This is a genomic window from Gordonia sp. UBA5067, from assembly GCF_002414845.1.
Taxonomy (GTDB): domain Bacteria; phylum Actinomycetota; class Actinomycetes; order Mycobacteriales; family Mycobacteriaceae; genus Gordonia; species Gordonia defluvii.
The window spans coordinates 13,432-20,939 of record NZ_DIAX01000018.1 but is presented as its reverse complement, the minus strand read 5'-3'; the positions used below and the strand labels follow the sequence as shown (position 1 = coordinate 20,939).

Annotated in this window: 8 protein-coding genes; 2 read left to right on the top strand and 6 right to left on the bottom strand. The window is 66.9% G+C overall.

Features of this window, described 5'->3' with window-relative positions; genetic code table 11:
* Positions 1 to 134: 134 nt before the first annotated feature.
* Positions 135 to 1,568 carry a type I glutamate--ammonia ligase gene (gene glnA, locus B4M62_RS02735; RefSeq protein WP_290704821.1) on the bottom strand — a complete coding sequence of 478 codons (1,434 nt, stop codon included), beginning with the start codon at positions 1,566 to 1,568 and terminating at the stop codon, positions 135 to 137.
* 252 nt (positions 1,569 to 1,820) lie between these two features.
* On the opposite strand from glnA, the gene B4M62_RS02730 reads away from it, so the two are divergent.
* Both B4M62_RS02730 and B4M62_RS02725 read left to right on the top strand, forming a co-directional pair.
* A complete protein-coding gene (locus B4M62_RS02730; protein ID WP_290704818.1) occupies positions 1,821 to 2,339 on the top strand; it encodes an RDD family protein in 519 nt (172 codons plus the stop codon).
* A 154-nt stretch (positions 2,340 to 2,493) separates the two neighbouring features.
* Positions 2,494 to 2,943, top strand: coding sequence for an ESX secretion-associated protein EspG (locus B4M62_RS02725; protein ID WP_290704815.1), 450 nt, complete (start codon positions 2,494 to 2,496; stop codon positions 2,941 to 2,943).
* On the opposite strand, the gene B4M62_RS02720 is transcribed toward B4M62_RS02725, so the two are convergent.
* From B4M62_RS02720 to sucB, 5 genes are all read right to left on the bottom strand, one after another.
* Positions 2,919 to 3,662, bottom strand: a complete 744-nt coding sequence (locus tag B4M62_RS02720; RefSeq protein WP_290704812.1) for a DUF4191 domain-containing protein — start codon at positions 3,660 to 3,662, stop codon at positions 2,919 to 2,921. The genes B4M62_RS02725 and B4M62_RS02720 overlap by 25 nt on opposite strands.
* A 43-nt stretch (positions 3,663 to 3,705) precedes the next feature.
* Positions 3,706 to 4,737 carry a lipoyl synthase gene (lipA, locus tag B4M62_RS02715; protein WP_290704809.1) on the bottom strand — a complete coding sequence of 344 codons (1,032 nt, stop codon included), beginning with the start codon at positions 4,735 to 4,737 and terminating at the stop codon, positions 3,706 to 3,708.
* Positions 4,734 to 5,432 (bottom strand): lipoyl(octanoyl) transferase LipB, encoded by a 699-nt coding sequence (gene lipB / locus B4M62_RS02710; RefSeq protein ID WP_290704806.1) that lies wholly within the window; start codon positions 5,430 to 5,432, stop codon positions 4,734 to 4,736. Before lipB ends, lipA begins: the two co-directional genes overlap by 4 nt.
* A complete protein-coding gene (locus B4M62_RS02705; protein ID WP_290704803.1) occupies positions 5,432 to 6,313 on the bottom strand; it encodes a TIGR01777 family oxidoreductase in 882 nt (293 codons plus the stop codon). Before B4M62_RS02705 ends, lipB begins: the two co-directional genes overlap by 1 nt.
* Positions 6,314 to 6,319: 6 nt before the next feature.
* The coding region (gene sucB / locus B4M62_RS02700; protein ID WP_290704800.1) for a 2-oxoglutarate dehydrogenase, E2 component, dihydrolipoamide succinyltransferase at positions 6,320 to 7,508 on the bottom strand (1,189 nt) is incomplete at its 5' end.

Here is a 7,508-nt window from a genome sequence, read left to right as displayed (position 1 = left end):
CGGTCCTGGCCGCCGCCGCCGGCGTGTGGCTGGCCGGGACTTTTTAGCGGGGGCCGCAGTTCTGGTGCCGAACACGACGACGCCCCGGCCGAAGCCGGGGCGTCGTCGTCACTGCGGGTGAGCGTTACCGCTGATCAGCAGTCGTAGTACAGGTTGAATTCATACGGGTGCGGGCGGACCTGCACCGGCATGATCTCGTTCTCACGCTTGTAGGCGACCCACGTCTCGATGAGATCCTCGGTGAAGACCCCGCCGGCGGTGAGGTAGTCGTGATCCTCTTCGAGACGGTCAATGACCGCGGCGAGCGAGGTCGGCGCCTGTGGGATCGACTTGGCCTCTTCGGGCGGCAACTCGTAGAGGTCCTTGTCGACTGGCTCATGCGGCTCGATCTTGTTCTTGATACCGTCGAGGCCGGCCATCATCATCGCGGCGAAGGCCAGGTACGGGTTGCCCGAGCTGTCCGGGCAACGGAACTCGAGGCGCTTGGCCTTCGGGTTGTTGCCGGTGATCGGGATACGCACACAGGCGCTGCGGTTACGCTGGCTGTAGACCAGGTTGATCGGGGCCTCGTAACCGGGCACCAGACGCTTGTAGGAGTTCACCGTGGGGTTGGTGAATGCCAGCAGCGACGGGGCATGGTGCAGAATGCCGCCAATGTAGTAGCGAGCCAGGTCCGACAATCCGGCGTAGCCCGACTCGTCGTGGAATAGCGGCTTGCCGTCCTTCCACAGCGACTGATGAGCATGCATACCCGACCCGTTGTCGCCGAACAGTGGCTTGGGCATGAAGGTGACCGACTTGTTGTTCTGCCACGCGGTGTTCTTGATGATGTATTTGAACAGCTGGACGTCGTCAGCGGCGTGCAGCAGCGTGTTGAACTTGTAGTTGATCTCGGCCTGACCGGCGGTGCCGACCTCGTGGTGGCCGCGCTCGAGTTCGAAGCCCGAGTTGGTCAGGTTCGTCGACATCTCGTCGCGCAGGTCCACATAGTGGTCATACGGTGCGACGGGGAAGTAGCCGCCCTTCGGACGGACCTTGTAGCCCAGGTTGGGGCTGCCGTCGGGGTCGGTGGGCGACGAGGCGTTCCACCAGCCGGACTCCGACTCCACCTTGTAGAAGGTGCCGTTCATCTCGGATCCGTAGGACACCGAGTCGAAGATGTAGAACTCTGCCTCCGCGCCGAAGAAGCAGGTGTCGGCAATCCCGGTGGAGGCCAGGTAATCCTGCGCCTTGCGGGCGACGTTACGCGGGTCGCGGCTGTACGCCTCGCGGGTGAAGGGATCGTGGACGAAGAAGCTGACGTTCATCGTCTTGGCCTTGCGGAACGGGTCGATGCGAGCGGTCGCCGGGTCGGGCAACAGCATCATGTCGGACTCATCGATCGATTGGAAGCCGCGCACCGACGATCCGTCGAAGGCAAGGCCGTCATCGAACACCGACTCGTCAAACGCCGATGCCGGGATCGAGAAGTGCTGCATCACACCGGGCAGGTCGCAGAAGCGAATGTCGACGTACTCGACGCCCTCTTTCTTGATGCCCTCGAGAAGTTCTTCTTTGTTGGTATACACCGTCCGGTGACTCCTTCACTCGTTTTGTAGCCGCCGCGGATCTGGTGGCTACTGCGCCAGGGGCCTGGCAATGACTATGACGTTATGGAGGGCACGTTGCCCTTCGGTCAAAGTCGTGTTTCTCCCGTGTTAACCAACGCACGACGCTGTGCGAGCAGGGGAGAGATCCGCTTCCACTATCGCAAACAAGCGGTTCGCCGCTGGTCCGAACCCGCGAATGCCGCCGGCGCGACCTGCACCTAGGATGGCGGCATGGGACAGCAGTCGGGTCGACGGGCCGCCGGATCGTGGCTATCCGGGCCGCGCGTGGATGATGTCGCCGCGAAGGACAACGAATACCCAGGTCAGGACCTTGGCTTGCCGGCGGACGGGCCGGGAGCACTGGCCAGCGGTTGGCGCCGATGCGGGGGGCTGCTCGCGGACTGGTTGATGGCGTACGCCGTGGCCTTCGTTTTCGTCGCCGGCGAGCCGACCGTCGAGGCGAAGCTTAACGCGGTGGCCGCCCCTCAACTGGCGGTGTGGTTCATCATCGGTGTGTTCACTGTCACACTCTTCGGTTTCACGCCGGGGCAGTACGTCGCCGGACTGCGGGTGATCCGAGTCGATCTCGCTCCCGACGAGAATGCGCAGCTGCGCGCGGCGGTCGGGATTGTGCGGGCCCTTGTGCGTCAACTGCTGATCGTCGTGATTGTGCCCGCGCTCATCAACGACAACAACGGCCGCGCCCTGCACGACCGAGTCACGCGGACCGCCGTCGTGCGGAGCCGCTGAACCGGCTGCGCGGCCGGCGCCCAGAGTGGCCGATCGTCGACACCGGCGGACTCCTTGGCGGCTGTGGCGATGTGCGGGTCAGACGTCGAGGACGGCGAACTGCGGGCAGCTGGGTGTGCACATCCACTAGATTTGTCCAGCGATGATGTTTGAGATGCGCGTCCTAGCGCTGGGGGAGCCGGTCCGCCTCGTCGAATCAGTGGAGATCGATGGGCTCGTGATGGCACTGCCGCTGAGCAAACCTATCGTCGGCCGGTCGGTTCGGGTGCGTGAAGATGAGCTGCTGCCACGACTGGAGACTGCGTCAGACGCGGCTGCGATCCGGTCGGCGCTGTGCTCGGCCGGCGCGGACCTGTGCGACGCCCACGTTTTTGCCGCGGCACTCGGGGGTGCGACGACCACCGGGGAGATCGTCGTCGTCGACGAGGAGCAGCGGCTCGGCCCCGGGGCGGTCGCCGTGTTCTGTTCGCGACGCGGTGATGCGGTGTCGATCCCGTCGGTCGCGGCCGACGGCGGCCGCTGGTTCACCCTGGCGCCGGCGACGCCCCGCCGGATCGCGCTGGCGTGCGCCGACCTGGCTCAGCGGCGGCGCGCGGTCCGCTGAATGTTGCGGACCTTGGCGCCCTGAGGCATCGGCCCCTTGGGGAGTGCAGCACCGCCCTTGCGGGTGCTCAGCGCCGCCAGACGGGCCTCGAGGGCGTCGATCTGCTTGTTATTGATGTTCTTGGGGAGCTTGTTCAGGTGCTTTTCGAGCTTGCTCAGCGGCACCTCGTTGTCGCCGTTGCCGACGACGACCACGTAGATCGGAGTGTCGCCGACGACGCGCGCGATCCGCTTCTTCTCCTGGCTCAGCAGGCCCTTGACCCGGTTCGCGTTTCCTTCTCCGACAAGGATGACCCCCGGCTTGCCGATCACCCGGTGCACTGCGTCGAGGTGGGTGGTGCCGACCACCGCCTGCTTGATGCGCCAGGTGCCGCGCATGTTGCCCAGCGCCCACCCGGCCGCGCCCGCCTGGCCCTCGGCTTTGGTGAACACGGTCTTCTGCACTCGGCGACCGAACAGGATGAATGCGCCGAGCAGCCCGAACATGATCCCGATGGGGATCATGAACCACACCTGGTGCAGCAGCAGGCCGATTCCGACCGCGATGGCGACCGCGATGGCGACCACCCCGACCATGTACGGGATAAGGCGCTGATCTTCTTTGCGCTGCATCTGGAACGCCTGCCAGAGCTGGGTGCGACGCTCCTTGGAGGCCTTCTTGCGCGCCAGTTTCGCGGCCTTCTTGGCCTCTTTGGTCGCGGTGTCGTTCGCCTTTGCCATGTCTATCAGTCTACGGTGCGCCCACGGTGACCGGCCGACTCGGTCACCGGGCCATTCGGGTAAGCACCGACGAGGCTTCTTGGGCTGCGTTGCTCGACTGGGCCAGATGCGCCATTCCCGGAGCCAGCGGGCGGCCATGGTGGGCCATCGCCTGGGCGTAGAGGCGCCCGGCCCGGTAGGACGAGCGGACCAGCGGGCCGGCCATCACCCCGGCGAACCCGAGTGCGGAGGCGAAGTCGGACAGTTCGACGAACTCCTCGGGCTTGACCCATCGCTCGACCGGATGATGGCGGGGGGAGGGGCGCAGGTACTGGGTGATGGTGACGATGTCGCAGCCCGCATCGCGCAGATCTGTCAGCGCCGCGCGAACCTCCTCGGTGGTCTCACCGAGCCCGAGGATGAGATTGGATTTGGTGACCAGTCCGAAGTCTCGCGCTCGGGTAAGAACATCGAGGGAGCGTTCGTAGCGGAATGCCGGGCGGATGCGCTTGAAGATTCGCGGCACCGTTTCCACGTTGTGGGCGAGCACCTCCGGCCGCGAGTCGAAGACCTCGGCGAGCAGGTCGGGCTTCGCGTGGAAGTCGGGGATGAGGTTCTCCACACCGGTCCCCGGGTTCAGTTCGTGGATCTTGCGCACGGTCTCGGCGTAGAGCCAGGCGCCCTCGTCGGGCAGATCGTCGCGCGCGACGCCGGTGATCGTCGAGTACCGCAACCCCATCGCGGCGACACTCTCGGCGACGCGCCGCGGCTCGTCGCGGTCGAGTTCGGCGGGCCTCCCGGTGTCAATTTGGCAGAAGTCGCACCGGCGAGTGCATTGTTCGCCGCCGATCAGGAAGGTCGCCTCCCGGTCTTCCCAGCATTCGTAGATGTTGGGACAGCCCGCCTCCTCGCACACCGTGTGCAGTCCTTCGCGTTTGACCAGGCTCTTCAGTTCGGAGAACTCCGGGCCCATTGTCGCGCGGGTCCTGATCCATTTGGGTTTGCGCTCGATCGGCGTCTGCGCGTTGCGCACTTCCAGGCGCAACAACTTGCGACCGTCGGGTGCGGTACCGGGTTCGGGGGTGGGGCAACTCACAGTAGGGATCCTTGCGAAGCGGGTGATTCGATAGCGGGCAGCGGGTGGTCGAGCCAATGAGCCACCGCGGCAGCCACCTCGTCGCGCACCTCGTCGACGGAGATCCGGTGGCCGGCCTCGCGTGCCAGCGACGTGACTCCGGCGTCGGCGATGCCACACGGGACGATGGCGTCGAACGCACGCAGATCTGGGTCGACGTTGAGCGCGAAGCCGTGTAGGGCCACGCCCTTGGCCACCCGGATCCCGATCTGCGCGATCTTGCGCGCACCGCCGTCGAGCCAGACGCCGGACCGGCCGTCGACACGTCCTGCGACCACGGCATGCTCGGCGCAGACGCCGATCAGTGCCTGTTCGAGTCGGCGCACATACTCGACGACGTCGAGTGGCTCGGCCAACGCGACGATCGGATAGCCGACGAGCTGGCCCGGGCCATGCCACGTGATGCGTCCGCCCCGGTCGACGGTGATGACCTCAGAGCCGTCGGTGGGCAGATCGGAGGCCTCGGTGCGTTTACCGGCGGTATAGGTCGACGGGTGCTCGAGCAGCAGCAGCACGTCGTGGTCGAGATCGCCGGCTGCGCGCGCGGCAGCGAGTGCATGTTGCTCGTCGTACGCGCTGCGATAGTCGACGGTGCCGCGCCATCGCATCTCGACCGGTGTGGTGGTGCGACGCAGCGAGTCCGGGGCAGTGGTCATCAGTGCGTCCACGCCAGGGCATCGGGAAGAGTCTGGTCGGTGAATTCGAATCCGGCATGGTTCAGCACATCGGGTACAACGCGTGATGACCCCAGAATCATTTCCTTGGCCATGTCGCCGCCGAGGAGGCGCAGCGCGGTCGCCGGCACCGGCAGCCGGGTCGGCCGGTGCAGGACAGCGCCGTACGTGTTGATGAACTCGTTGAACCGCACGGGGATCGGCGCGGTGAGGTTGACCGGGCCCGCCACGCCCGGTGCTGTCAACAGGAACTCGATAGCGGCAACCTCGTCGCGCAGGGAGATCCACGGCAGGAACTGTCTGCCATCGCCGAGTCGCCCGCCGAGCCCGGCTTTCACCACCGGCCGCAGCCTGGCGAGAAATCCGCCTCGCGGCGAAAGCACGGGCCCGGTTCGCAGGCGAACCACGCGCGCATGTTCGGTCGCCGGGGCGGTGGCGGCCTCCCAGTCGACGGCAAGGTCAGCGAGGAAGCCGCTGCCCGCACCGGTGTCCTCAGTGGCCGGCTCGTCACCGGTGTCGCCGTAGAACCCGGTTGCGCTCGCCGACAGGAAGACTGGGACGTCGGATTCGGCGATCGCCTCGGCGAGCACCTGCGTCGGTGTGATGCGCGAGTCGCGCAATTCCTGCCGAAAGTGACCACTCCACGGTCGGTCGCCCACACCGACTCCGCACAGGGAGACGACCGCGTCCACGCCGTCGAACGCCTCGGCGGGAGCACCAAAATTCTCGGGGTCCCAACTGAACTCGTCGGGATTGCGGGCTTCTCGGCGCACGAGTCGGGCGACATCGGTGCCGTGAGACCGCAACGCCGTCGTCAGGGCTGAACCGATCAGCCCTGACGATCCGGCGACGAGGACGCGCATACGCGGTTAGAGCCCGAGGTCGGCGGCGAACTCCCCGGCCTCCAGGCGCTTGCGGATGGTGGTGACGAACCGGCCGGCGTCGGCACCGTCGATCAGGCGGTGATCGTAGGTCAGGGGCAAGAACGCCATCGACCGCACGGCCAGCGATTCACTGCCATCCTCGTCGGCGATGACGACGGCGCGCTTGACGATGGCGCCGGTTCCCAGCATCGCGGCCTGCGGCGGCACCAGGATCGGCGTGTCGAACAGGGCGCCCTGGCTGCCGATGTTGGTGATGGTGAACGTGCCGCCGGACAGATCATCGGGCTTGAGGTTGCCCGAGCGTGCGCGCGTGGCGATGTCGGCAATGGCGCGAGCCAGGCCGGCCAGTGACAGGTCGTCGGCGTTGTGGATCACCGGGGAGAGTAGACCCTGCTCGGTGTCGACGGCGATTCCGAGGTGGACCCCGCCATGGTAGGTGATCTCGTTGGTCGTGTCGTTGTAGCTGGCGTTGATGTTCGGATGAACTTTGAGCGCCTCGACGACGGCCTTCGCGAAGAACGGCAGGAACGTGAGGTTGACCCCCTCGGCAGCCTTGAATGACTCCTTCGCCGCCGTCCGCAGCGTGGCGACCCTCGTCAGGTCCACCTCGTGGACCTGGGTGAGTTGCGCACTCGTTTGCAGCGACTCCAGTGTCTTCGCCGCGGTGATCTGCCGGATGCGGTTGGCTTTGGCGGTTGTGCCGCGCAACGCCGCGAGCTCCGGCCGAACCTCCGGGGAGGCGGCCGGAGCGGCCGCCGACGGGCTGGTGGCCGCAGCGAGGACGTCCTGTTTGCGGATCCGGCCGCCGACGCCGGTGCCCGTGACAGCGGACAGGTCGACGTTGTTTTCGGCGGCGAGCTTGCGCACCAGGGGTGTCACATAGGGGCCGGCGTCGCTGGAAACTGCCGCGGGGGCGGCTTCGGTGGCGGGAGCCGCAGGGGTCGGTACGGGGGCGGGCGGCGGAGTCGCCGCTGCGGGCGCGGCGGGGGCGGCGGGGGCTGGCACTGGCGCGGGCGCCGGAGTGGGCACGGGCACCGGGGCGGCCGGTGCTGCGGCGGGGCTGCCGCTGCCGACAACCGCGAGCTTGCCGCCGACTTCGACGACGTCGTCGGTGTTCGCGGTGATTTCGAGCAGCGTGCCGGCGACCGGCGACGGGATCTCGGTGTCGACCTTG

What these genes read in the sequence shown, in the direction of transcription:
- B4M62_RS02730 (WP_290704818.1), top strand. Translation starts at nt 1,821, where the DNA reads ATGGGACAGCAGTCGGGTCGACGGGCCGCCGGATCGTGGCTATCCGGG.
- B4M62_RS02725 (WP_290704815.1), top strand. Translation starts at nt 2,494, where the DNA reads ATGCGCGTCCTAGCGCTGGGGGAGCCGGTCCGCCTCGTCGAATCAGTG.
- B4M62_RS02720 (WP_290704812.1), bottom strand. Translation starts at nt 3,662, where the DNA reads ATGGCAAAGGCGAACGACACCGCGACCAAAGAGGCCAAGAAGGCCGCG.
- lipB (WP_290704806.1), bottom strand. Translation starts at nt 5,432, where the DNA reads ATGACCACTGCCCCGGACTCGCTGCGTCGCACCACCACACCGGTCGAG.
- B4M62_RS02705 (WP_290704803.1), bottom strand. Translation starts at nt 6,313, where the DNA reads ATGCGCGTCCTCGTCGCCGGATCGTCAGGGCTGATCGGTTCAGCCCTG.